The organism is Planctomycetaceae bacterium, assembly GCA_041398785.1.
GTDB lineage: Bacteria > Planctomycetota > Planctomycetia > Planctomycetales > Planctomycetaceae > JAWKUA01.
The window spans coordinates 327,859-352,231 of record JAWKUA010000002.1; the positions used below are offsets into that span (position 1 = coordinate 327,859).

The window sequence follows — 24,373 nt, forward strand, 5'->3', positions numbered from 1 at the left end:
CCACTCTGTCGCAGGCACGTGGTCGACGTGCGGGATAACTACGGCAGATTTCAGAATGCCGGCGGTCGTGTGGCGGTGGTTTCGATGGCCGAGCCGAAACAAGCATCCGCCTTTCGGGCTCAGTTCGAACTGCCGTTTCCGCTGCTGGAAGACCCCGAACGAATCGCCTACCGCGCGTTCGGACTGAAACGCGGCGGGCTGGCCGACGTGGCTGGCCCCGAAGTCTGGAAAGCCGGATTCAGCGCGCTTGTGAATAGCGGTGCGGGGATCCCCCGAGGCGACGCGCTTCAGCTTGGAGGCGTGTTTATCATCGACACGGCGGGGCAGATCCGATACGCCCACCGTTCCACGCATTCGGCTGATGTGCCTGGCATCGATGAGTTGATCGCTGTACTTGAGTCGCTTTGAAACCTTCTGCCTGAGTCTGCCGGAATCGGGACGTGTGCTGCCTGGCCAGCGGCAGATGAGTTGTTACCTGCCAGCGAGCCGCAGTTGTGTTCGCAGAGAACCGGGGCCTGCGTCTTGCGCTTCCACCGCCGGCGGGTAGATTCGCATCTGCCGCACGTCTTTCGTATCACACGGCCCGACGCGCTATCGGCAGCGTGCCTCATCGTCCTGACCCGGCTCGGCAGCGATCATGACTGCCGAAGCACGGGGGCGCAGTATTCGTAGAGTCCGGTTTCCCGCAGTTCGGCTTCGACGTCGTCTCGCGTTGGCGCGTTGAGCGAATGCACAACGTCCTGAAGCAGCAACTCGGCAAACTTATTGCGAGCACGAAACAGCACCTGCCGCACCCAGTTGGCAGTCACTTCTCTTCCCAGAACGTCGGACAGCCGTTTCGCGAGTTCCGCCGAACGCAGGTCTGCATTCTGCGACCGGAACTGCAGCACGTCGAACAGCGGAAGTTCGGTCTCCCGCTGTGCCTTGAGTGCCGACCAGGCGCGGTTCAGCAGTTCCTGTTTCCATGAATCCACGAACTGCTGTTCGGGACTGTCAGCGGCAGCTGCGTCGACCGGAAGCGCTTCTTCGTCAGGCAGTTTGACGGGCCGATTCCTGCCCTTGCGATGATGATCGCGAACAAGATTCAGAACGGCGGTCTTCACGAACTTGCGAAAACGTCCCCGCTGCGGGTCCGCCGTTCGGAAGTCGCCGCGCGTGAACTTCAGCGCGAAATCCTGAGTCAGGTCGTCGGCGACCGCAGCATCCTTCACGACAGCCAGCAGGTAGCGATAGACGGCTCCCCGGTAACGTCGCAGCAGCTTTTCTCGCGCGGCGGCGACGGCGTTCGTTCCCAGCTTGGCGTCGTGAACGATCGACCACGACGTCTGAATGCTGCTCAGGTGCTGGTCGAATGTCTGCGAGTTGAATGCGGTCACGGCTGGCAGCCTCCCGAATTTCGTCGTTCGCAGATCGTACCAGGATTTTCGCTCATTGGGGACGCAGTTGTCGGCGGGCACGTCACAGAAGTGCCATTCAGCGCCACCGACAAGTCCCGCGGACAAATCGTTTCAAAGCAGCGTCTGAAAGATTTCTCAACTTTTCTTGAAATCTGATTAACAGAACGGCGGCAGGCCCGTACCCGGTGTGTGAAGCGACGAGCTTCAGCAATCCTGTCTCAACCGAATGACTGAAAGGACGACGCAATGTTCCGACTGCAGAACCGACAAAATCGCCGACGACGATCGAACGCCCGAGTCAGCAGCATGGCAGCGGAAGTGCTGGAGTTTCGCGACATGAAGACCGGAATCGTCGCCGTGGCCGCCGAAGGAGCTCTGGCGGTTGAACAGCAGCCGACAGCGCAGCCGGCAGCGACTTCGGACTCCGACGTCGCCCGGCTGCAGGGGCCTTCCGTGAGCACCGACGCGGCGACGCTGAGCGCACCATCGGATCTCATACTGGCGGCCGCAGCGATCTCGCAGACAACGACCGTCGACGGGGCCGCCGTGGTCGGGACCGAAGCCGGTGCGATCGACGCCGGCGGCGCCACTTTGATCCTCCCGGGAAGTAGCGAAGCGGGTTCGTCGGACGGTGAAGCGACGCCGCGGTTCCCGGAAGTCTCGGAGTACGACCAGGAACAGGCGGCAGAAGGATTTCTGATTGGCTTGTTCCGGTACGCGGCCGCCGATGGGTTTGCGAAGCACGCCGAGTTCGATTCACCGGCAACCCCCGAGAGCACACCGAGCCAGACTTCGACTCCGGCGTCGGGGCAGGACGCACCTGCCGAATCTTCAGCAGGCAGCGATGAATCAGAATCCGACGAGACCGACTTTGGACAAGCCGATCCGTCGGACCTCAGGAGGTATTACTCTGAGTACCGCCAGGGCATCGAAGGTAGCTTCTTCGACGAAGCAATTCTGTAAGTCGTATCGACGTCGAAAAGAAGCTTCATCAATCCGGTAACATCGTCAAGTCGCCGGCCTGCTGTCATTCGCAGGCCGGCGATTTGCATTCCATCGGCCGGAAGATTTCCCATGCACTGCGCCTTGCCTGGTGTCAACACATTCAGCGCAAGCCCATTGGAACGCAATTGCGTGCAACGGGAGGTCGACGAGCCTGGCCGGCCTGCATGTTTAGCGACCGGGCTGAGCTTTCGGACGAAGCCCGGAGTTTCGCTCGTAACTCGCTCCGGCCTCCGTCACCCACTAAAACTTGGCTGACATGGCACGAAATCTCAGGTCTCTTCGCGTCGCGCAACAGCCATGAAGATCTCCAACTTTGAACTGCTGAGTCAGGTGCGAGTCAGCCCGGCCGGCGTGCGGTATCGGGTGACTACCGCTGCGCACTCCGGCGAACTGGAATTGCAGCTTCTCAGGCGCACGGCTGACAGCGGCGTGTTGTGGGATCACCTGATGCGGCGGATTCGTCGAGTCCGGCTGGTCGATCATCCGTGCGTTGTGCCGATCGTTGAGCTGAACACGGATCACGATCCTCCATTTCTTGTCGTCCGCTGCGGCGCAGACGGCAGCCGTCCCGGAGCGGTGATTGAACGACCGCTGCAGAGTTTTGCCGAGTCCGTTCGCAAAGCCTGCCAACTGGCGGACGCGCTTGCGACCGCTCATCGTGTGGGCGTCGCACACGGAATGCTTTCGGCCGACAACGCGATTGCCGAAGTCGACGGAAATATCCGAATCGATCTGACGGCATTCATCCCCACGGTGGATGCGCCGTCGGCGGAATTCAGTTCGGACATCCTTGCCTGCGGTCAGTTGCTTCGAAAGTGGTTCAGCGAAGCGCAGCCGGACGTCAGCCATGCAACAGACGCCAGGGCTCGCGACGCCGCTTCGTCAGGTGCTTCAGCCGATCTGCTGGAGTTCATCGACCGCATGACCGATGACGATGCATCGCGCCGGCCGCGCATGTCGGAAGTGGCTGAACGGCTTGAGCACGAAGCCGAATGCCTTTTCGGTGACACCGCCGCGGCTCCGCCGTGCGCCGAGGGCACAGTCCCGACGGCGATGCGATCGACGGGCACAGACACCTTCGTCCCGGCCGCCGCCGCTGTTGGTCGTGAGCCGGAAGTGGGTGATCGACTGGGCCGCTTTCGTCTGCTGGAACTCCTTGGGCGCGGAGGAATGGGTTCCGTGTTTCGCGCTCAGGATGAAGCGGACGGAACTCCGGTTGCCGTCAAGATCATTCGCCCCGACATCGCTCGCCGCCCCGATGCTCTCGCACGCTTCCGTCGCGAAGCACGTGTTCTGGAACAGCTCAACAATCCCTTCGTCACCAATCTGCTGGAATTCAACGAAGACGGGGGCGTGCCGTATCTGGTCATGGAATTTGTCGCGGGTCGCTCGCTGCAGCGTGAGCTGAAGGAACGCGGGAAGCTTCCGGAAACCACGGCGGCGGCGATCATGGCCGACGTCTGCCGCGCGCTGCGCGATGCTCATCGGCGAGGCATCGTGCACCGCGATATCAAACCGGACAACATTCTGCTGCAGGACGTCGAACCGTCGGAACAGCCGTCCTGGCGAGTGAAGCTATCCGACTTTGGAATCGCGCGGCGACAGGAAGACGTCGACGCCACCCGGCTGACGCAGATCGGAAGCGCGATCGGGACGCCGCTGTACATGGCGCCCGAGCAGAATGAAGACGGTGCGTCGGCGGATGCTCGCAGCGACGTGTATTCCGTCGGAGCAACACTGTTCCATCTGCTGGCCGGACGTCCGCCGTTTGCGGCCCGGTCGATGGCTTCGCTGATCCGAATGCACGCCGAAGAACCACCGCCGTACCTGAAGACACTCGACGAACAGCTTTCCGACAGCATCTGCAACGTTGTCGATCGCAGTCTGGCAAAGCAGCCGGATCAGCGGTTCGCCAGCGCCGGCGAACTGCTGAAAGCGCTCGAATCTTTCCTGAGCGGTGATGCCGCCGGCGAGCAGCAGCATCCACCGAGTCCGGCCGGTCCGACCGACAACGTCATGACGTATCACTGGACGTGGAACCTGGCCGCGTCGCCGGAAGAACTCTGGCCATACGTTTCCAACACCGACCGATTCAACCGTGCGGTCGGCCTGCCGGTCGTCCGCTACACCGACACGCAGGATGACCGCGGACGTGCCAGACGGCTCGGCGAGTTCTCGCGGTTTGGCATGAAGATCGAATGGCACGAACGACCGTTTGAATGGGTTGAACCGCGCCGCTTCGGCGTCTTCCGCGAATACTCGCGAGGACCGTTTCGCTGGATCACCAGTGTCGTCGAACTGAACGCTCACGGCACAGGAACGCGACTGTCACAGACGATTCGCATTTGTCCTTCGGGAATCGTCGGGCGAATGCTGGCAGCTTTGGAAATCGGTATTCGCGCTCCCGGAAAGATCGCCGCCGTGTACCAGCGGATCGATCAGGCAGTCGCAGGCAAGGGAGTGTATTCCGTCGCCAGCCAGGCATTCGAACCGGCGGCATCGCTGACTCGAGCCCAGTGGCGACGCCTGGAAGCTCGCCTGCAGCAGCTTCGCGACGCCGGAGTGTCGTCGTCCACCGTTCATGAATTCGGAGACTACCTGACCGAAGCCTCGCCGCAGGAAGTCGCCCGCATTCGCCCTGTCGCGCTGGCTCGCGGAATGAAAGTCGACGAAGACGAACTGCTGTCTGCGTGTCTGCACGGAACTCACGGCGGACTGCTGACGCTGGCGTGGGATGTGCTGTGTCCCGTCTGCCGCATTTCGGCCGGTGTCCGCGACACGCTGCAGGCGGTTCGAGATCACGAGTTCTGTCCGGCCTGTGATCTGCAGTTTGAAGTCGATCCCGCGCGTTCCATCGAACTTGTGTTTCGAGTTGACGAATCGATCCGTCCGGTCGAGGTCCGCACGTACTGCATCGGAGGCCCCGCACATCTGCCGCACGTGGCCGCCCAACTGACGCTTCATGCCAACGAACGCCTGTCGCTGACAGTGAACCTTCCCGCCGGAACATACGCCATCCGCGGTCCGGGCACGGAGGCCGCGGACCACATCGATGTTTTCACGGGAGCACCCGCGGATGCAGGCACATGGCGACGATCACAGCACGGCCGCAACCCGCGCATGGAACTAAAGCCCGCAGTTCAGTCGCTGACTCTGCACAACGATCAGGCCGACGAAGCCATCGTAAGAATCGAACGCACCGCGCTTCGCGATGACGCGGTGCTGGCGGCTCAGGTGCTGACAATGCCGCTGTTCAGACAGTTGTTTCCCACTGAAGTGTTCTCACCCGACGCACTGTGCACCATCAAAGACATCACCGTCCTGGCAATGTCGTCGAGAAACACAGGGGATTGCCATGCCATCGCGGAGATCGTTACCGACAACAACGGCGTGGTGTTCGACGCACCGACCGGAGAACTGACCGCTGTGTTCCACGAACCGGTCGCAGCCGTTCGCACAGCGATTTCATGGACCCGCAATCGCAGCACGGCCGCGGATGACCAGTCGCGAATCGCGATTCACCGCGCTCCGGCGGCGATCCGCTCCGACGCAGGCAGACTGCACTACCAGGGCGAAGCCGTCGGCACGGCAACGCTCCTTTCACAGCAGGCCGAACCGGGAACACCGCTCATCACCGGACCCGTCACATCAGAACCGGACGTTGCCGCACTGATCGCTGAACACTCGCTGCAACTGGATGTCGCACCAGCGGAACTTTCCGATCGCCCGGAGCTCCTCATCCACCTCCTGCACAGCGCATGGGAGCGGGTGAAGCGATGACGTGATATCGATGTCGGTATGCGAAATCCCATTGCCGGTACGCAGCATCCCGGACAATGGGGTGGCAGCGATCGGCGCAAAGAGTGAATTGACCGGCCAGGAATGAATCGGCTGCGCAAGAGCCCGCGTCGCTACCGGCCTGGAACGCCGCGGACTTGGTGCGCCGGTGGAGATGTCACGCACATCAGACGGCCGCCCCGGCGTCGCGCTCAGTATTGGCGTCGAGGCCGGTGGTTCAATCGACCCCGGGGGTTTTTTATCGGTCGCCGTCACATTCGCCGCGTGGCTCAGTTCAGGTACTTGCCGCGGATGTTCTTGAATTCTGCCCACATCGGTTTGCCGGCGTGCAGTTGCAGGGCCAGGACTCCGTCGGTCAAAGCTTTCTCCGGGCTGTCGGTGAAGTCCAGAATGAGCCGGCCGTTCATGTAGTGCTGGATGTGGTTGCCGCGGGCGATGATGATCACGTCGTTCCAGTCGTCGAGTCTGAACAGCTTCGTGAATTCCTCGGGCGTGATCAGCGGTTCTTCGTCGACAACCAGCTTGTCGCCTTCCCACCGGCCTTTTTCTCCCACCATGATGATTCGCCCGCGACCACCCGTCGCACCGCCTTCGTCATAGATGAATCCGGAGATGTCCGGGAAGTCGACTTCGTTGCGGACTTCGTGCTGGTAGCCTCGCACGACCCACTTGTTACGTACGTCGCCGTCCGTGATGTGCTTCGAGCGGTACTGAATACCGGAGTTGTTTGTCGCGTTGCAGCGAAACGACAAGCGCAGTTCGAAGTCGGTTGTTCGGGCATCCTGAAAGATCAGAAACGTGTTGCCGTCGGCTTTGTTGTCTTCAGTTGTTTCGCCGCGAATGACGCCGTCTTTGACGGACCACAGCCGCGGATCGCCGTCCCAGCCGTCCAGATTTCGGCCGTTGAAAAGCTGGTGCATGTCGGATTCCGGCGGAGCCTTGATGTCCTCGCCCATCGCGGACGCCAGGAAAACAAGGGATACGGCAGGCAGCAGAAAGCAGCGGTGCATGAGATTCGCCTTTTTGTGAACTGATGGTGTTGGCCGGTTGAACGGGTGACGAGCGGCACAGTCTAACAATCGACACGAAATGATCGAAGGCACCGCGGCGATTGAGTACGCTGTGCAGAGCTGTTCTGTTTCCAATCCCGCCATGTGAGTCATCGTGATGCCCGTGAGCTGTCGCGTCTTCCTAACGTTCGTCACAGGCATCGCTCTGTGCATTCGCGCCTCTGCGCACGCCGCCGAGTCTGCAGTTCCGTTCGAAATGCCTGAACGAGGCATCTGTGCTCATCGCGGAGCCAGTGACACTCATCCGGAAAACACGCTGGCCGCATTTCGCGAAGCCATCATGCTGGGCGCGACGATGATCGAATTCGATGTCGCGCTGACGAAGGATGGTCATCTGGTGCTGATGCACGATGCGACAGTCGACCGCACGACTGACGGGAAGGGGGCGGTCGCCGATCTGACGCTGGACGACATCCGCGGGCTCGACGCCGGCCGCTGGAAGGACGACAGGTTCAAAGGCGAACGTGTGCCAACGCTGGAGGAAGCATTGGAAATGATGCCGGACAACGTCTGGCTGAATGTTCATCTGAAGGGAGGCGCCGACCTTGCCAAAAAGACCGTGATGGCGATCGTCGACGCCGGAAGACTTCACCAGTGCTTTCTCGCCTGCAGCCGGGAAGAGGCGAAAGCCGCCCGAGAAGTAGCGCAGGAGATTCTGATCTGCAACATGGACCGCCAGGGAAATTCACAGCAGTATGTCGATGAAACAATCGCCGCCGGAGCACACTTCATCCAGCTTTACGGCGGTGAATCAGTCGACTCGGCGCACACGAGGCAGCTTCGTGACGCCGGAGTTCGCATCAACTACTGCTGTGCCAACGAGGCGGAGAAGGTCAGGGCCCTGTTTGAGGCCGGTGTCGAATTCCCGCTGGTCGACAAGTTGAACGAAATGCTGCAGACGGCGGATGACCTCGGCATTGAAAGACTGACTCCCGTCTATCGCTCACATTCCCCTGAGAATGGAACGAAGGCAGGACCAAGGTTCGACAACGGCGAGGCTCAGATCGTGCCTGAGTTTGAGGACTCCGAACAATGGATTCACCATGATCTGTGGGTCGAAGCGGAATTCGATACGGACGGCGACGGTCGGCCGGATCGTATGCACGTCAGCGTCACTCGCCAGCGTCAGACCGACACGGAAGGACTGAAGGTTCCCGTGGTCTATATCTCAAGTCCCTATTATTCCGGCACGGCGTCTGAGACTCGCGATTTCTTCTGGGATCCGCGTCAGGAACTGGGGACGAAACCAGCTGTTCACAGCGATCCACCGTCAATCGCCCGTCAAAGCCGACGACTCGTCATTTCACGATCGCACTGGAACGACTGGGTTCCCCGCGGCTTTGCTGTCGTCCATTCGGCGTCGCCGGGAACGGGGCTTTCACAGGGCTGCCCGACGATCGGCGGCGACAACGAGTCGTTGGCTCCCAAAGCCGTTATCGACTGGCTGAATGGCCGTGCCGCCGGCTACACAACTCCACACGGCAACAGACGCGTCACCGCTGACTGGTGTACCGGAAAGGTGGGCATGACAGGAACGTCCTATAACGGCACGATTCCACTCGCCGCTGCCACAACGGGCGTCGACGGCCTGGAAGCCATTATTCCCGTGGCACCCAATACGTCGTACTACCACTACTATCGGTCGCACGGCCTTGTGCGCCATCCCGGAGGTTACACGGGAGAAGACGTTGATGTACTGTATAACTACATCAACAGTGGCGACCCGGACCATCGGGAGTATTGCAATTGCCACGTGCGCGATCAGGAAATGGCGGAGGGTTTCGATCGCGAGAGCGGCGACTACAACAGCTTCTGGGCCAGCCGGGACTATCTGAACGATCTTGCCCCGATGAAGGCTCCCATGCTGATGGCTCACGCCTTCAATGACTGGAACGTCATGCCGGAACACAGCGTGCGGATTTACAAAGCGGTTCAGGCAAAGGGAATTCCCGTTCAGTGCTATTTCCATCAGGGCGGTCACGGCGGACCACCACCCTTGTCAATGATGAACCGCTGGTTCACGCGGTACCTTTATGGCATTGAAAACGGTGTGGAGCGGGATCCCAAAGCCTGGATTGTCCGGGAAAGTGATGATCGCCTGAAACCAACTTCCTATGCCGACTATCCGAATCCCCAGGCGACACCGGTGACGCTGCATCCGCGTTCCGGCGGAGTTCGACAGGGGAGGCTGAGCACGGAAGTCGTGTCGGGGCAGGGGACCGAGACGCTCACGGACAACTTCTCATTCAGCGGCTCGACTCTGGCTCAGGCGGACTGGACCGATCATCGACTGTTGTACGTCACGGAACCGCTGAAGCAGCCGCTGCATCTTTCGGGAACCGCAAAAATTTCCGTGCGCCTGTCGTGTGACAAGCCGGCCGCGAATCTGTCTGTGTGGCTGGTCTCGTTGCCGTGGTCTCAGAAGCCGGACGCACCGGTGCATGAAAATATCATCTCGAGAGGCTGGGCCGATCCGCAAAACCACTCATCACTAACAGACGGACAGCCATTGGTCCCGGGCCGGTTCTATGACGTGACGTTCGATTTGCAGCCGGACGACCAGATGATTCCTGCGGAAAAACAAATTGCACTGATGATCTTTTCCACAGACCGCGACTTTACATTGTGGCCCGCGCCGGGAACAAAGCTGACGATCGATCTGGATGCGACGCAGTTGACGCTTCCTGTCGTCGGTGGACGCGAAGCATTTGAGCGGTCCATGCAATAGCCGGGGCGACCTGAACAATCATTGCCCCGTTCCGATCAGAACCGGAGCCTCTGATGAAGCATACACTGATTTTGACTCAGTCCGCCGCCTTTGCGCTGGGAATCCTGCTTGTTCTTCCGGGCACCATCGCGTCGGCTCGGGGCGGCGACTCGCCAAATGTCATCCTGCTGATGGGGGACGATCATGGCTGGGACGAAACCGGCTACAATGGTCATCCGTATTTGAAGACACCCGTCCTGGATGAAATGGCGGCATCCGGTCTGAGACTGGACCGGTTCTATTCGGCGCACCCCACGTGTTCCCCGACTCGCGGCAGTGTCATCACCGGACGTCATCCGAATCGCTATGGCACATTCGCCCCCAACTGGTCGATTCGGCCCGAAGAAGTCAGCATCGCCCAGATTCTCAGCAAAGCCGGCTACAGCTGTGGGCATTTCGGGAAATGGCATCTCGGTCCGGTCAGGGCAGATTCGCCGACAAATCCGGGAGCAATGGGATTTGACGACTGGCTTTCTCACGACAATTTCTTCGAACTCCATCCCTGGTTGTCGCGCCGGGGAGAAATGCCGAAGCAATTTCGCGGCGAAAGCTCGGAGATATTGGTCGAGAACGCCATTCGGTTCATCGAGTCGGCACACGACCACCAACAACCTTTCTTCGTTGTCGTCTGGTTTGGTTCGCCGCACGAACCCTACAGCGGCGTCGATAACGATCTCGCGCTGTATGACGATTTGCCGGAAGCTCTGCATCAGCGAACTGTGCGTCTGACATCAAACGAAACGGGAGCACCGGTTGAACGTCCGCTGGCCGACGTCCTGCAGGAACGATACGCGGAAATCACTGCGATGGACCGCTCCATCGGCCGGTTACGCACGTGGCTCAGCGGACGAAACCTGCGAGACAATACACTGCTCTGGTATTGCGGCGACAACGGCACGTCAGGCGACGGAATCGTGACCTCTCCATTCCGAGGCCAGAAGGCCACAATGTATGAAGGCGGCATCCGGGTTCCCGGCATCATCGAATGGCCGGCGCGGATATCATCGCCCGTGGTTTCTGACGTCAGTGCCGTAACCAGCGATATCCTGCCGACGCTGTGTGACGTAACGGACCAGCCGCTGCCCGACCGGCCTTTGGACGGGATCAGTCTGAAGCCGCTGATCGAAGGCAGCATGACGAAACGCCCCGGTCCGATTTGCTTCTGGAGCTTCGACGACGGACGGGAATCCCGCGGCCAACCGTGGATCGATCCGGATCTGCAGCAGGGCACAACACCGCTGGTGAAACTCATGGACGGTCGACCGACACGATCGTTCCGCAACTTACATCATCCCGAAATCGACGAACGCGACTTCAACGGCGCACGCGCTATCCTGCACGACGGTTACAAGCTGGTTGTTGGCAACAGCGCCGGACGTGACGCCGGACTGGAACTGTTCGATTTGAAAAGCGATCCCTCAGAGAAGAGCAATGTCATCAAATCTCATCCGGAGATCGCTGCGGATCTGCAACAGCAACTTCGCGATTGGCAACAGTCCGTGCTCACCAGTCTGACCGGAGCTGACTATCATTAGTGCTGCCACCGGAGGCATGACGTTAGCGCATTCAGTTAAGGGCAGGTACGTTTTGGCAGTCTACAAATCAAGCTGGTCCTCCGCACTGACCCTGGCATTGAGTGTCAGCCTCGTATCGCCTGTCGTGGGTGAAGGCCAGACTGCCGAGTCCGCGGGTACCGGTCTGAACCAACTGACCGAACAGTTCAACACAACCGTGCAGCCATTTCTGGCGAATCACTGCATCGACTGCCACGGCGCGGACGATCCGCAGGCGAAGTTGGATCTCAGCCGGTTTCGCACTGTGAACTCCGTTTCGGAAGCTCATCAGACCTGGCAGGAAATCATCGAGCGACTTGAAGCAGACGAAATGCCGCCGGCGGAAATTGATCACCGGCCGACTTCGGAACAGCGGCGCGAGATCATCGACTGGATCACGGCGGCTCGCGAATTCGAAGCCGCACGACATGCGGGTGATCCGGGTCTTGTTCTGGCCCGCAGGCTCAGCAACGCCGAATACAACTACACCATCCGGGATCTGACCGGTGTCGACATCCGACCGACGGCCACGTTTCCCGTTGACCCGGCCAATGAAGCAGGGTTTGACAATTCCGGTGAATCGCTGGCGCTTTCGCCCGGGCTGTTGAACAAGTATCTGGAAGCGGCGCGGCACGTCGTCGAACATCTGGTGCTCAAGCCGGACGGCATTGCCTTCGCCCCGCATCCGGTGGTGACCGACACTGACCGCGACAAATACTGCGTGAAGCGGATTGTTGAATTCTACCTGCGGCAGCCGGTGGACTATGCGGCCTATTTTCGCGCGGCGTGGCAGTATCGGCATCGAGCAGCCCACGGACGAGCGGATGCGTCACTTGATGACCTTGCCGCCGCCAATCAGATCAGCAGTAAGTACCTGTCGATTGTCTGGTCGCTATTGAACGATGCGGAGAATTCTGTCGGCCCGGTCGCAAAGCTGCAGGCGATGTTTCGGGATTTGCCTTCCGACTCAACTCAGACCGACACCATTCAGAGCGGTTGCGAACGAATGCGGGACTTCGTGACGGTGCTGCGAGGCAAGCTTGTGCCGAAGTTTGACAATCTGCGAATCGAAGGCGTCCATGTGGGTTCGCAGCCGTTTGTGCTGTGGAAGAACCGGCAGTATGCGGCTCACCGCCGGTCATTCGATCCGGCAGTATTGGTTGCCCGGTCGGATGCCCCGGACGACGATGCCTCCGAAGAAACCGCCACTGTCGATGCAGACCTGTTGATTCCCGCCGGTGATGGCGAACGTGCTCGTCACGAAGCTGCCTTCGCGAAGTTCTGCCGAGTATTTCCGGATGCCTTCTTTATCTCGGAACGAGGCCGTGACTACGTAAAGGAATCCGAAAAGCAGCAGGGAGAAAAGGGCCGTCTGCTGAGCGCCGGCTTCCACAGCATGATGGGTTACTTCCGCGACGACGGTCCCCTGTACGACATGGTCCTGAACGAATCGCAGCGGCAGGAACTGGATTCACTCTGGCGTGAGCTGGATTTTGTCGCGTCGGCACCGATGCGGCAGTATGTCGGATTTCTGTGGTTTGAACGAACGGATTCACGATTCATGCGCGATCCGCAATTCGATTTCGCCCGCGCGGAGGATCGCGAGGCACAATCGGCGGAGATGATTCAGAAGCTGGCCGAAGTGTATCTGGCGAAGGCGGAGGCCAACGGCGGCGAACCGGTCGCGATGGAGGCGATTGCTCATTACTTTCGTGAGATCAATGAACAAATCCGCTGGGTCGAAAACGCCCGACTGGCCGCGGAGCCGTCGCACCTGCAGGCCGTTCAGGACTTCGCCGAACGGGCGTATCGCCGGCCACTGTCGTCTGAGGAACGCGATGAACTGGTCGCATTCTATCGTACTCTGCGCGGAGACGACGGGTTGACTCACGAAGAGGCCATTCAGGACGCGATCGTGTCGATCCTGGTTTCGCCGCATTTCAGTTATCGACTCGATCTCGGTCGTCCTGATTCGGAAGTGCTGTCTTCCGCAAACGGTCGTCGGCAGTTGACCGCCTATGAACTTGCGAGCCGCCTGAGCTACTTCCTGTGGTCCAGCATGCCGGACGAAACACTGCTGCAAGCGGCGGCCAGCGGAAAACTGCACGATGCTGAAACTCTGCTCGAACAGACTCAGCGAATGCTGCGTGACGATCGCGTGCGAGGCCTGGCGACGGAGTTCGGCGGCAACTGGCTCGATTTTCGGCGATTCGAAGAACACAACAGCGTGGATCGCGAACGGTTCCCGGAATTCACCGACGAGCTGCGGCAGGCGATGTTTGAAGAGCCCATCCGATTCTTCGTCGATGTCGCGCAGAATGATCGATCGGTGCTGGACTTCCTGAACGCCGATCACACGTTCGTCAACGACGTGCTGGCCCGGCACTACGGCATTCCCGTGCCGGAAGAAGTGGCAGCGGACGACTGGGACCGCATCGACAACGCGGCACAGTACAGTCGCGGAGGACTGCTGCCGATGTCGGTGTTCCTGACGAAGAACGCGCCCGGTCTGCGGACCAGCCCCGTCAAACGCGGCTATTGGGTTGTGCGACGTCTGCTGGGCGAGCGCATTCCACCGCCGCCGCCAAACGTTCCGGAACTGCCGAATGACGAATCCCGGCTGGGAGACCTCACGCTGCGCGAAGCCCTCGCTCAGCATCGTGACAACAAGAGCTGTGCCGGCTGCCACGAACGGATTGATTCCGTCGGCCTGGTCTTCGAGGGATTCGGTCCGGTCGGAGAACGCCGCGACGTGGATCTCGGCGGCCGTCCCGTTGACACGGCTGCGACTCTGCCCGGCGGCATCGACGCGGCGGATGTCGGTGATCTGCAAACGTACCTCGTCGAACAGCGGCGCGATGATTTCCTCGATAACCTGTGCCGCAAGTTGTTATCGTATGCCCTTGGACGAAGCCTGATCCTTTCGGACGAACTGCTGATCCGCGACATGCGCAGCCGGCTGGAATCCGATGACTTCCGGTTCGGCAGCCTGATCGAATCCATCGTGACCAGTCCGCAGTTTCTGAACAAACGCAACGACTCTTCAACGCCGGAGTGAATCATGACCAGCGACATTCCGAATCGCCCGCGCCGTGTCGGACGCCGCACTGTTCTTCGCGGTGCCGGTGTCGCCGTGTCTCTGCCCTGGCTGGACTCGGTTCCGGTGTGGGGGCTGGAAACCTCGGCCGTTGACGGATCCGACGGGTTTCCTCAGCGCTTCGCCGTGCAGTTCATGGCATGTGGAGTTCACCCCGATCACTGGTGGGCGAAGGGTATTGGATCGGAGATGGAACTCAGCCCCAGCCTGACTCCGCTGGAGCCGCTTCGGGAAAAGCTGAATGTGATCCAGGGACTCTTCAATAAGAACGCGACCGGGGTTGGCATTCATCCCGGCCAGACCGGAAACATCCTGTCCGGAGCCGCACTGCAAAAGGGTGCGGAACTTCGCGGCGGCATCAGCGTCGATCAGGTTCTGGCGAATCACCTCGGGCAGGACACCGCTCAGCCCAGCATGGTCCTGGGATGCGAACAACCGATTACCGGCTATCACGAAACGAACTTTTCGATGGCCTACAGTTCGCACATTTCGTGGCAGAACGCGACGTCGCCCGTGCCGATGGAAGTCTATCCTTCGCTGGCGTTTGACAGCCTGTTCGACAACCGCGGCAGTCGCCGCAACAAAAGCGTGCTGGATCGCGTCCGCGAACACGCCGCCAGTCTCAGCCGCCAGGCCGGTTCCAGCGACCGCGCCAAGCTCGACGAATACCTGACCAGCGTTCGAGAAGTTGAAAAACGGATTGACCGCCAGCGCGACGAACAGAACAAAACCATCGAACGTGCTCGCGAGCAGGGACAACCCGTCGCCACAATGCCGCGACCCGATAACGGATTGCCCGAAGACATCCGCGAACACATGCAGCTGATGTGCGACATCATTGCGATGGCCTTTCAGACGGACAAGACACGCTTCGCGACGCTGTTGCTGTGTCGGGACATTTCCGGACTGTTCTATCCGTTCCTTGATGTCCGCAACGCTCACCATTCCGCTTCGCACAACGATCGATCCGAAGACTGGGAACGAGTGACGCGGTACTACTGCAGCCAGTTGGCGTATCTAGCCGGCCGGCTGGACGCGATGTCGGAAGGCGATCGCACCGTGCTGGACAATTCGTGTCTGCTGTTCGTCAACAACATGTGGTCCGGCAGCAAACACGATTCGACGAAAGTGCCGCTGCTGACCGTCGGCGGACTTGGTGGCACTCTCGAAACCGGCCGCGTGCTGGACTACACCGAAGCGGGTGACGACAACCGCAAACTCTGCAGCCTGTACCTGACGCTCATGAATCGCATGGGCCTGAAGACCGAACGATTCGGTGACGCCGAAACTCAACTGGCGAATCTGTAGCGGCCGATCGCTATCAAGTCGGAGGTTTCCGTGAAGTCAAAGAAGAGTCCGTTTCCGGGCATGGACCCGTATCTCGAATCCAAGTGGCGTGAAGTCCATGCCAGGCTGATCGTCTATGCTGCTAACGAGATCAACCAGCACCTTCCTGACGACCTGCAGGCCAACATCGAAGAAAGCCTCGCCGTTTACGCCGAAGGTGAACACGCGCGGTCCATTATCCCCGACATTCATGTTGCCGAGGAGCCCTCGTTCCGAACCGGGACGCCCGTCGAAAGCCATGCGGGCAGCAGCCAGGCGACCGTCGCCGCCCCGATACTGCTGAAGCGACCGCCGCATGCGACCCGCCATCTGGAAATCACAACCGCGGACGGGAAGGTCGTCACCGCGATCGAATTCCTGAGTCCCTGGAACAAAGTTGGCTCGCGAAATCGCGAACAGTACACGCGCAAGCAGCTCGGTTACCTCGATGCCGGAGTCAACCTGGTGGAAATCGACCTCGTGCGACAGGGAGCGTATGTGCTGGCGGCCCCGCTGGAAGAAATCCTGGAAGACCAGAGGACGCCCTACATGGTCTGCGTCAGCCGCGGAATCGATCCGTTCCAGGTCGAGTTGTACCGTGCTCCGCTTCAGGAACGGCTGCCGAATATTCCGATTCCACTGCGGCCCGACGAACGCGACCTCGTGCTGGAGCTTCAGCCGCTGATTGACGCCTGTTACCGCGACGGACGCTACTACCGCTTTGACTATTCCGTTCCGCCTGCGGCCAGATTTAACGAGTCTGATTCAGCGTGGATCGCAGCGATTTTGAAGGAACGTGACCGCAGCATCTGACCCTGACGCGCCGCCGCATCATCTCAGTGTCACTGTCGCGAGCCGGTTGCTCAAACACGGAACGGTTTGCCACAAGCCTTGTTCCGGCAGCGTAGCTCATATCGTTTTCCGAGGAATCTGCCATGCTGGGAAAGTCTGCGTTGGATCTCTGCCGTTGTGCGGCCATGGCCGCGGTTCTGTCCGCGACGATGAATGCGACAAAAAGCGCCGGTGACCAGATCACGGAAAACTGCATCGTTGAATACGGACCGGTCAACGGCGCTGTCATTCGATCAAACGGTCAGCAGCTTGCGGTGTATGGCTGGGACGACGGCCCGGTCGACCGGCTGCTGCTGACCCACGGTCGCCGCGACGTTGTGTGGCGAATGAAGGGCGCCGCGGAAACGGCCTCGGTCACGGCACCGGTTCGCGAAAGATACTTGCTCGAAAGCGGCCCGGAGTTCTGGGCGGCATTTCCGACTGCGAAGTTTCACGACTACGCTCAGCAGTCGACAAAGATCCCCGATCATCGAATTACCGTCGATCACTGGGTCGGAGATGGCGACACAATCGAATGGAATGGGCTCGTTTTTCAGGTGCTGGAAACTCCGGGCTACACGCGCGGGTCGACGACGTACGTCGTGGAACTTGACGGGAAGCGCATCGGCTTCACGGGCGACCTGATCTACGGCGACGGTCGGATACCGGATCTGTACAGTTTTCAGGACGCGATCCCGGACGCACAGATTCGCGGCTACCACGGTTACGGAGCCCGTCTGGCAGATCTGGTCACCAGTCTCGATCGGATCGTCGAAGCCAGGCTGGACATCATCGTTCCGGCGCGAGGCCCGGTGATCCAGAACCCGGAGGAATCTGCCCGTCGGCTGAAGCAGCGAGTCCAGGCCGTTTACCGCAATTACCTATCGACAAATGCGCTGCACTGGTATTTCCGCGAAGATCGCATGAAGTTGTGCGGCGAACGAGTGCTTGGAAAGGGTGCTGACATTGAACTGATGCCGTACTCGCGGCACGAGAAAACGCCTGACTGGATCTTTCAGAACTCAACCAGCCGGCTGCTGCTGTCAGAAAACCGCCGGGGCTTCCTGCTGGACTGCGGCTACCAGCGCGTCATCGATGCGGTTCAGGAACTGATCGATCAGGAAGTCATTGAGAAAGTCGACGGGATCTTCGTCACACATTTTCACGACGATCACACGGACATGGTTCAGGCCGCCGCCGAAAAATTCGACTGCCCGGTTTACGCCACGCCGGAATACGCTGACGTCCTGGAAAATCCTGACGCGTACCACCTGCCGGCTCTGACCGCGAATCCGATTCGTCACGTTCAGCGCATGACAAACGGCCAGTCGATGAAATGGAACGAGTTCGAACTGACGTTCCATTACTTCCCCGGCCAGACGTGGTATCACGGTGCGCTGCATGTCCGCAAGCCCGATGAACGACCCGTGTTTTTTATCGGCGATGCGTTCGCCCCGTCAGGTTTCGACGATTACTGCGTGCAGAACCGAAACCTGCTGCACGATGACGAAGGATACCTGCTGTGCCTGAAGAAGATTCACGACGCCGGAGACTGCTGGCTGGTGAACGAACACATCGAATACGTATTCGACTTTTCTGATGATGAACTGAGTTATCTCGAACAGCGCTATCGCGAACGTCGCAACATGCTGGCGGAACTTTTTCCCTGGGACGACCCGAACTACGGCGTCGATGAACAGTGGGCCGTCATGTATCCGCGGGGCGTAAGAACCAAAACGGGCGACACTTTCAGACTGCAGGTACGGATCACGAACCATTCTCCGGTCGTGCGACAGTTTCGCGTCACGCCTGCGGTGCCCGGCGGGCTGACTCTGATGTCCGGTGAAGAATCCGTCACGCTGCAACCGCATGAGTCGGGTGCCGCGACTGTGCTGTTGCGCGCCGACGCGGCAAACGAAACACCGCACGTCGTCACAGCGGATATCGAAAGCGACGGCATGTCGTTCAGACGCTGGGCGGACGCACAGATCACGGTTGAACCATGATTGCTGCCACGCGCCGCGCAGGGCTGATCGGTGCCACGTCGCTGCTGATGATCGCGTTGTCCGGGAATGCCGCCGCACACCCGATTTCCATCACACAGACCTCCGTGTACCTCACGCGCACGCACGCAACCGCGCGCATCGATGTGCTTCTGGAAGATCTGTTCCTGTTTCATCAACTGGCGCCCAACAGCGAAGACGTGCTGGAACGCGGTGTGATCGAACGCGGCATCGAACTGCACAGGCAATTCCTGCAGGACAGATTCGAAATCACAGACGCCCGAGGCACGCGATACGTACCACAGTCTGTCAACGCAGTCGCTGCGGATGTGCCTCAGAACGGCGTGCCGCTTCCCGAGCTGATGGCTCACCAACTGACGTTTGAACTTCAGTTTACGTTCGCAGCGGCACCAGACGTCCTGACTTTCACGCAGCGGTTCACCGATGAAGCTGCTGTCCTGCCGTCGGAGATGAAGCTGCGAGTCACTCAGGAAAACGCCGGAGCACCGTTCGAACACACACTGCTGCCGCACAATCCCTGGTCGCTGCGCATCAACTGGGACAATCCACCGCTTTCACCCGAAGCTTCGAATCAGGAACGTGAAGACTGGGCGGCGCGCGAACGGCAGTCGCTGCTGGGAATCACCAGCTTCAGCGGCGTCTATTCGTTCCTGTACGTCGAAGACTTCGAAGTGCGCCACGAGATCCTGATCCCGGTGCTGACCCTGGCTGGCGAAGTTGCCATGCCGGACGACAGCAGCGCGATCCTTGACATCGACGAACAGACTTCGCTGCGCCAGAGCATTGCGCAGTACTTCGCTGCGGGGAATCCGCTTGGCATCGATGATCGTGAGTCTCGGCCCGCGGTTCAGCGGTGCGAGATCTTCGGACTGAACCTGACCGACTTCGCGCAGCCGACGGAACCTGGCCCGATTCCGCTGGCGAACGCGCGAGCGGGCATCATCCTGATTTATCGCACCGCGTCGCCGCCGAAACGTCTGCGGTTGACCTGGGACCGATTCCATGACGGCCTGCTTGGCGTTTCGACGGCCGTCATCGCCGGAGATCAAGTCAGTCGCCACAAGCTTGGGCGGCTCGGAAACCGCAACGTACTCAACTGGGAACGCCCGCCAGATGCCACCGACCCCGCGCCGCTGCAGCCGGTTGTCGTTCGGCCGATCGAAATTCCGGAAACACACATCCCCTGGCTCAGCGGTACGATCTCGGTGGTCTGTATTGGCGTCGGCCTCATCGCGATCGCTCGCCGCAGCATTCCAGTCGCGGCATTTGCGATTTGCCTGCTGGCAGGGTCGGTTCTGACATGGCCCGGTCCATTCTGTCTGATATCCGTGCCGTCCCCGAACCTTCAGAAACTGACCGACGACGAAGCCATTCGGATCTTCCGTCAGGTCCACCGGAACACGTATCGTTCGTTCAACCGTCGCGACGAAGAATCCGTCTACGATGCGCTTGCGTTAAGCGTTGACGGAAGGCTGCTGGAAACAATCTACATCGAAACTCGCCGCAGCCTGGCGATGGAAGAGCAGGGCGGACCGTCGGCTCGAATCGACGATGTCGAACTGGTCAGCGTCCGACGAAACGGAGAAGGATCGCACAAACCGTCTGAGTTCGAAGTATCCTGCCGCTGGAATCTTGCCGGAACGATCGAACACTGGGGCCACATCCACCGTCGCAGAAACCAATTCGACGCCGACTTCGTTGTGACCTGCGCCGATGGTGCCTGGAAACTGACGGAAATAGAGCTTCGGAACGAACGGCACCTGGATACGAAGGTGACGATCCGAAGCGGAACACCTGCAGCCCGGTAAGGTGCCGAATTCTTACCAGGTGCTGCCTGACACCGCGACTGAGTTCGCCCCGCGCCGATGGCGGGCCTGCCATGGCAAGATGACTCCGGGGTTCTCCGCGGCCATGCCACGGCACCATGACCGGTCCGTCCGACCCGATCGCAGCGGTCATCACGGATTTGACGGAGCCGGCTCTTCACGTTCGCGAATGCGTTCGGGGGTGTCCGGAACCTGTTCGATCAGTTGATTGACAGTTCCCGGTTGCTTCTTCAGCGTGAAGGCGTCGTAGAGTTCGCCGACAGCGGTTCGTGCTTCGAACCGCAACTGGTCGCCGGACACGTGGATGATCTGATAAAGCTGCGTGTTTTCAGCCTGGCGTTTCATGAAGGGATGACGCTGCAGCTTGTACATTTTCGGGCCACTGACCGAAACGACATACACCGTGCCGGTCTTTGGTTCACGCGTGTTGGTTCCCGTCGGGACGTTACTTTCCGCGGTATCCTGTGGGACCAGCGGTGTTTCCAGGCCGGTACGTCCATAAGTGTGATCGTGGCCCTGCAGCACAAGATCGACGTGATACTTGTCGAAGACGGGCTTCCACAGGTTCCGCAGTTTTTCATTATCCCGGTCGGCTCCGGTGGAGTAGATCGGATGATGAAACGTGCAGACGACCCAGCGACACTCATTCTTCGCAAGCAGTTCGTCCAGCCATTGCGCCTGTTCCTGCTGCTGTTCGTTGCTGTTCAGCCCGACGACCCGCACTCCCTGATAAACCAGTGTGTAGCAGGTTTCTTCCAGACCGCGCGGTCCGTGCTGCGGCAGAGCAAATGTCGGACGCCAGTGATGGGACAGTCGCCGGGTATCATCAGCGGCTTTTGCCTGTTCGTGATTTCCCGGCACCGGGACGCTGGGGATCATGGCATTCAGCCAGGCTCCCGCACCAAACCATTCACCCCATTCCGCATCCGATTCAGCGCGATTGACGAGATCTCCGGCATGTACAAAAAACGCGGCTTTCGGGGCATCGCTGTAGGCTTCCCGGATGACTCGCGACCACATGGACTTCAGATCGTTCTGGGCGTCTCCGAAATAGATGAATGAGAACGGCTCCGGCTGGTCACTGGCCGTTGTGAAGTGAAACCATTCACTGAAGTTGACTCCGTCGCCGACGCGATAGGCGTACTTTGTGCGGGGGTGCAGATCCCGGAATTCGACGGTGTGGTAGTGGGCGGTGCTGAGGTCCGTCAGCAGTGCCTGCGAAGAGGCGGTGATTGTCTCGGCGGTCAGCGGAAAACCCGGACCGGCGTCAGCAATGGCAATCTGTGCGACCGCGGACGTGACTTCGGTGGACGTTCGCCACGTGACGGCCTGAGTCGTTGCCGGATCGGACGTCCATGTCAGCACGATCCTGTCCGGCAGTACGGTCGGCCGATAGACCTGTCGCGCATCTGCCGCAGTTGGTCCGTGAGAATGCTCCACCGTGTCGTCATGGCCGAACACAGGTGCGACAGACGTACTCAGCAGCGCCGTCGCAATGATCGCAACGCTGCCGATAGCCTGCAGGCGTATGGTACGAATCATGTTTCGTCCTTTAACACAGACCACTCGATCGGACCCCTGTGTGTTGCAAGGGCAAACAACTCTCTGTCGAGCAGTTTCGCTGTCGACACCTGCCTCACGAATCAGGAACGTCGGTCGGCAGCGAGCGAAACGTCAGGGGCAGGGCGATAACCGTATGGCACACCGCGGGCCGCGCCGAATTGAACCCGGAGCGCCGGCAGGAATCTATCCCACCAGTTCCTGAACGGCATCCAGAATGCCATCCGAATCAATGCCCTGGTATCCCATTTGTTGCCACAATCCGCCCGAACCTTCGCGGTTCGTGCCGATGTTGTTGTAGCGGCCCCGGAAGCCGCGCTTCAGCAGTTCGGTACCGAATCGCGACCCAAGGCCGGTGTTGACATTGAAGGACTCAGCCACCAGAACGGCCGGAGACTTCGCCAGTTTCGACATCATTTCTTCGTCGTACACATTCAGCGTGGCCTTGCAGATGAGTCCGACATCTGGGCCTTTTTCCTTCAGCCGGATTACGGCGTCGAGAGCCCGGTACGTGGTCTCACCAAACGTCACGATGTAGCCGGCCGTGCCTTCGCGAATAACCTCGTCCTTGCCGGGGGCAAATTCGTAGTCGTTTCCAAAGATCCGCTGACCGCTTTCGTCCAGCAGGTCGGGTACTCCGGAACGCGTGGAAAAAATGAACCGCAGACCGGGGTCACGGAAGATCCGGTTCAGGCACGCTCGAAACTGGTGCTGATCAGCCGGGAAATACAGTCGCGTCGAATCTTTGCCGCCGTCGGGCAGACCGTTGGCCGCGAACATGTTGTTCAGACCGAAGTGACATGTGTTGTCCGCCATGTCGTCGCATCCCGCGTGGCTGAAATGCGCCAGCACGCTGGCCTGGTTCAGCCGAGCCATCGTGATTTCGGAAACGACCATTTCCAGAAACGCCGAAAATGTCGCGAACACACCCTGCCTGCCGGTTTCGTATCCGAAGCCCGCTGCCGCAGAAAAATTGCCGCGCTCCATGATGCCGCCGCGCACAAAGACTTCCGGATGAGCGGAACGCACATGATTCAGGCCACAGCTTCCTTCCAGGTCGCTGTCGAAAACGCGAACGGTTTCGATCCGTTTCTGTTCGGGAATGGCGTCAAGGATTTCGTTCAGAATCCTGCCGAACAAATCACGGTTCTTGCCGATACTCTTCGGGTCCGATCCCTGATACGAAGGCCCGCCAGGTCCCTTGCTGACGGACTTCAGATATTCGACGGCGTCGGACTGACCGCGAGCAGTCAGGTAATCAACGGCCAGACTGGCCTTGATAACGTCATGACCGTGAGCACTGCCTTCCAGACCCTGGATTCCGGGGCACATCCTGCGGCGGTTCATCAGGGCGATTGGACCGTCCGTCGTCACGGCTTCGCACATGCGAGCGTACAGAGAATCCAGGTCTTCGCCGTCACCGGAATTCACCTGCAGGCCGTGCCCTTCCAGCGTTTTCGACACGCAGAATCCCCGAAGATAATCCGACGGATGCCCGGCGATGGTCACGTCATTGTCATCAATCAGCAGTTTGACGTTCAGCTTCTGAGCCACCGCCAGACGCGCGGCTTCTGCATCGTTGCCTTCCATCTGAGAACCGTCAGACCCCAGCATGAACACGACTTTGTCGGGGTTGGCAATCGCGACGCCGTTGACGAACGGCCACATATGGCCCAGCCGCCCGCTGGAAAACTTCACACCCGGTGTGAACCCGCGTTCCGGATGTCCGGGCAGGTGTGAGAGGTACTCGCGATAGTGATAAAGCCGTTCGACATCCATCTCTCCATTAAGCACCGACATCAGATACTGCGTGGCCACTCGGTGACCGGCTTCATCAAAAAAGACCGGAAGAACGTTCGGACGTCCACCGTTCTTGGCATGTTCCATGAAGCCATGCAGAATCAGAACCTCCGGCACCGTGTCGTAGGGTCCGCCTGTGTGTCGCCCAGCCCCTTTGCGTCGGCGATTGCGGTGAAAAAGATGATCGCGTCTCGGCACAGTTGGATGTTGCCCCGCAATTGTTCACGCTGCACAGCGGTCAGCTTCGGCTGCGACGGATCGAGCGGTACGACCTTGTATTCATGCAGTGGAATGGGAAACTGTGTGGCGATGGACATCG

14 protein-coding genes and 1 pseudogene are annotated in these 24,373 nt (G+C 59.8%); 10 read left to right on the forward strand and 5 right to left on the reverse strand.

What is annotated here, in order from left to right:
- The first annotated feature begins 12 nt into the window (after positions 1 to 12).
- A pseudogene (locus tag R3C19_03405) lies at positions 13 to 408 on the forward strand (AhpC/TSA family protein).
- 227 nt (positions 409 to 635) lie between these two features.
- Here the strand turns inward: R3C19_03405 and R3C19_03410 are convergent.
- On the reverse strand, positions 636 to 1,376 hold the full coding sequence (locus R3C19_03410; GenBank protein MEZ6059390.1) for a sigma-70 family RNA polymerase sigma factor: 741 nt from the start codon (positions 1,374 to 1,376) through the stop codon (positions 636 to 638).
- A 267-nt stretch (positions 1,377 to 1,643) separates the two neighbouring features.
- On the opposite strand from R3C19_03410, the gene R3C19_03415 reads away from it, so the two are divergent.
- Together R3C19_03415 and R3C19_03420 are read left to right on the forward strand one after the other, a co-directional pair.
- Positions 1,644 to 2,360 (forward strand): hypothetical protein, encoded by a 717-nt coding sequence (locus tag R3C19_03415; GenBank protein ID MEZ6059391.1) that lies wholly within the window; start codon positions 1,644 to 1,646, stop codon positions 2,358 to 2,360.
- Positions 2,361 to 2,699: 339 nt separating this feature from the next.
- Entirely contained in the window at positions 2,700 to 6,182 is a 3,483-nt protein-coding gene (locus R3C19_03420; GenBank protein MEZ6059392.1) for a protein kinase, read from the forward strand.
- A 287-nt stretch (positions 6,183 to 6,469) separates the two neighbouring features.
- On the opposite strand, the gene R3C19_03425 is transcribed toward R3C19_03420, so the two are convergent.
- Positions 6,470 to 7,210, reverse strand: coding sequence for a DUF1080 domain-containing protein (locus R3C19_03425; GenBank protein ID MEZ6059393.1), 741 nt, complete (start codon positions 7,208 to 7,210; stop codon positions 6,470 to 6,472).
- Positions 7,211 to 7,466: 256 nt separating this feature from the next.
- Between R3C19_03425 and R3C19_03430 the strand changes: the two genes are divergently transcribed.
- From R3C19_03430 to R3C19_03460, 7 genes are all read left to right on the forward strand, one after another.
- A complete protein-coding gene (locus R3C19_03430; protein ID MEZ6059394.1) occupies positions 7,467 to 9,998 on the forward strand; it encodes a Xaa-Pro dipeptidyl-peptidase in 2,532 nt (843 codons plus the stop codon).
- 53 nt (positions 9,999 to 10,051) lie between these two features.
- On the forward strand, positions 10,052 to 11,572 hold the full coding sequence (locus R3C19_03435; protein ID MEZ6059395.1) for a sulfatase-like hydrolase/transferase: 1,521 nt from the start codon (positions 10,052 to 10,054) through the stop codon (positions 11,570 to 11,572).
- A 52-nt stretch (positions 11,573 to 11,624) separates the two neighbouring features.
- Entirely contained in the window at positions 11,625 to 14,648 is a 3,024-nt protein-coding gene (locus R3C19_03440; GenBank protein MEZ6059396.1) for a DUF1592 domain-containing protein, read from the forward strand.
- Between the two features lie 3 nt (positions 14,649 to 14,651).
- The gene (locus R3C19_03445; protein ID MEZ6059397.1) at positions 14,652 to 15,995 is read left to right on the forward strand and encodes a DUF1552 domain-containing protein; all 1,344 of its coding nucleotides are present in this window, start codon (positions 14,652 to 14,654) and stop codon (positions 15,993 to 15,995) included.
- A gap of 30 nt (positions 15,996 to 16,025) precedes the next feature.
- Positions 16,026 to 16,826, forward strand: coding sequence for a DUF4058 family protein (locus R3C19_03450; protein MEZ6059398.1), 801 nt, complete (start codon positions 16,026 to 16,028; stop codon positions 16,824 to 16,826).
- Between the two features lie 122 nt (positions 16,827 to 16,948).
- On the forward strand, positions 16,949 to 18,850 hold the full coding sequence (locus tag R3C19_03455; GenBank protein MEZ6059399.1) for an MBL fold metallo-hydrolase: 1,902 nt from the start codon (positions 16,949 to 16,951) through the stop codon (positions 18,848 to 18,850).
- Positions 18,847 to 20,676 (forward strand): hypothetical protein, encoded by a 1,830-nt coding sequence (locus R3C19_03460; protein MEZ6059400.1) that lies wholly within the window; start codon positions 18,847 to 18,849, stop codon positions 20,674 to 20,676. The genes R3C19_03455 and R3C19_03460 overlap by 4 nt, the downstream gene beginning before the upstream one ends.
- A 150-nt stretch (positions 20,677 to 20,826) precedes the next feature.
- Here R3C19_03460 and R3C19_03465 read toward each other — a convergent pair whose 3' ends face one another.
- The 3 genes from R3C19_03465 to R3C19_03475 form a co-directional block, all read right to left on the reverse strand.
- Positions 20,827 to 22,236: a metallophosphoesterase family protein gene (locus tag R3C19_03465; GenBank protein MEZ6059401.1), complete on the reverse strand. Its 1,410-nt coding sequence runs from the start codon at positions 22,234 to 22,236 to the stop codon at positions 20,827 to 20,829.
- Positions 22,237 to 22,440: 204 nt separating this feature from the next.
- Positions 22,441 to 24,141, reverse strand: a complete 1,701-nt coding sequence (locus tag R3C19_03470; GenBank protein ID MEZ6059402.1) for a transketolase C-terminal domain-containing protein — start codon at positions 24,139 to 24,141, stop codon at positions 22,441 to 22,443.
- A 14-nt stretch (positions 24,142 to 24,155) separates the two neighbouring features.
- The gene (locus R3C19_03475) at positions 24,156 to 24,371 is read right to left on the reverse strand and encodes a hypothetical protein (GenBank protein ID MEZ6059403.1); all 216 of its coding nucleotides are present in this window, start codon (positions 24,369 to 24,371) and stop codon (positions 24,156 to 24,158) included.
- Positions 24,372 to 24,373: the final 2 nt, after the last annotated feature.